The following is a 2,097-nucleotide window of genomic DNA, read 5'->3' on the forward strand; positions in this document are numbered from 1 at the left end:
CTCCACCGAAGTCACCCGCCCGTCACCAGCATGAGTACCCCGGAGCCGACGCACACCAGCCCCGCGACCTGCTACTTCACGATGCACACCACTCATTGGCGATGCTCACGTACTGAACCGGCCCGTCGGTGGCACGGTTGTACCGCGGCGGTCCGCTGACCTCGTTGAACGGCAGATCTTCTGCGAAGCGCGGGTTGATCCGCTGTTCCCTACTCACCTTTGGCAAGGGCTTCGACTGCGGCGGCGTTCGGAGCGTCGGCCAAAGAACCGGGCAAAGGCCGTCCCTTGCCACCCGGTTCCGGGTCGGCCAGCAACTCGGCGAGAGCCTGGGACGGTCGAATACCCCGTTCCTTGGCATTGCGCAACCGGCGAATCCAGAAGCCGCTCTCGTTGACCCCCCGAGGTCCGGCGGCCTGCTGAGGTTCGTACGCAGCGGCATCGTCCTCGTCACCGGCCCACACATATCCAAGGACCGCGCTGCCCTGCTTGTCGATCACCGTGAAGTACTGCACCGGCTTGTCGGTCCAGTCCCTGTAGCGCGGCGGACCGCCCGGCCTTTCCACGAACCTCATGTCGTCGTCGAAACGCGGGTTGATCGGTCGTTCACTGCTCATGATGTCCACATTCCTTTACATCCACCTGATCCGCAACGAGGCTACGGCTTCGGTAGAACCTCCCCGTAGACGTGCCACTTGCCTGCCTCATCCATGAAAACGCGCGTCACCTTGTAGTCCGTACCGCGCGCGAGGAGGAGTTCCCGTTCTCCGGGATTCGCGGAGATGTGGTCGATCCAGAGGGCAGGCGTGTCCTTTGGCACCCGCAAGTGCATGACCACTGGCTTGTGCCGGAAGGGCGGCGGCACTGTCTTTCCGAGCGCCGTGGAGGTGTACCCAGGGTCCCCGTAAGAGTGGCCCACCATCTCCATCGGCGACCTCAGGTTGAGGTGGTCGATCCCGGTGCCACGCACGACGATGATGCTTTCCGGCACGGGGCGGCTTCCCATGACTCGGTCCATCTCATTGATGGTGTGCACAATGCCGGGGGACACATCGGGTTCGGCGCCCCGCAGGTGACCGTTGATCTGCGTGTAGTAGTGATCACTGTAGGTATGCAGTGCATCCTTGCCAGAGGGATCGAGGGTATCCAGGAAGTTGTTCCAGTACGCGTCGCCGTAGTCCTGCCCCGCTTTGTCGCTGGCGCTGGGCGCCGGATTTGTGCCGTGCTCCAGTTCCGCTGTGGCCACCGCGTGCTTCTCCGCGTCGGTGGCAAGGTTGTCGAAGTCGTCCCCCGACATGAGCGGCTTGTACTCGAACGGCTCCCCGGCCCCGCCGTGCTCCAGCGTGTCCGTGCCCGGGTGGCCCGGGGCGTCGGCGCCTTGGTGCGCGGCCGTGTCCACGCCGTCGTGCCCGACCCCCGCGTGGTCACCGGCGTGCGCGGCATCGTGCCCGGCGCCGTCGTGACCCGTGCCGTCATGGCCCTGACCATCGTGGCCATGCCCGTCATGCCCCGCGCCGTGGGACCCGTCGTGCGTGTGGGCGCCCGGGGTGTCGTGCCCGGTGCCATGTGGCGTGTGGTCGGTTCCGTGCGGCGTGTGGCCCGGGTGGGGCGCGCCGGACGGGACGTCGTGCCCCGTGTGCGGCAGGACCGTAGGGGCCTCGTGCGGTGTCGTGGTCGGCGCGTGGTCGTACGACGTCGGCGTCGCCGTATGGTCGTACGACGTCGGCGTGCCGTCGAAGGTGCCGCTCGGCGTGTGACCGGTACTGCCGCCCGGCGCCGTGTCGTAGTGACCACCCGGCGCCGCCGCGTCGGTCGTGTGTGTCACTCCCCCCACCGCGCCGTCCCCCGCGCGTACCCCCGAGAGCGCCGGTTCCTGGATCGTCCAGTGGGCCGGGAGGCCCGGTGCCAACTCGTGCGGTACCGGTGTGGTGTCGATGGTGCCGTCGTGGGCGATGATGTTGCCGTTCGGGTCCAGCAAGCGGCCGTCCGGCAGGTGGACCGAGCCGTCCGGGAGCTTGGGGATGTCGATGTTGCCGACGCCCTTCAGCGCCTTGCTGATGTCCCCGATCTTCGACAGACCCGCACCGGCACCCTTGGCGA

Annotated in this window: 2 protein-coding genes; both read right to left on the minus strand. The window is 67.3% G+C overall.

Annotation, left to right across the window (positions count from 1 at the left end):
• Window positions 1–209 precede the first annotated feature (209 nt).
• The gene (locus ACWDA7_RS52305) at window positions 210–614 is read right to left on the minus strand and encodes a hypothetical protein (RefSeq protein WP_450615210.1); all 405 of its coding nucleotides are present in this window, start codon (window positions 612–614) and stop codon (window positions 210–212) included.
• 41 nt (window positions 615–655) lie between these two features.
• Window positions 656–2,097: ADP-ribosyltransferase (locus tag ACWDA7_RS52310; RefSeq protein WP_450615208.1), on the minus strand; the 1,442-nt coding region annotated here is incomplete at its 5' end.

Source organism: Streptomyces sp. NPDC001156, assembly GCF_053598275.1.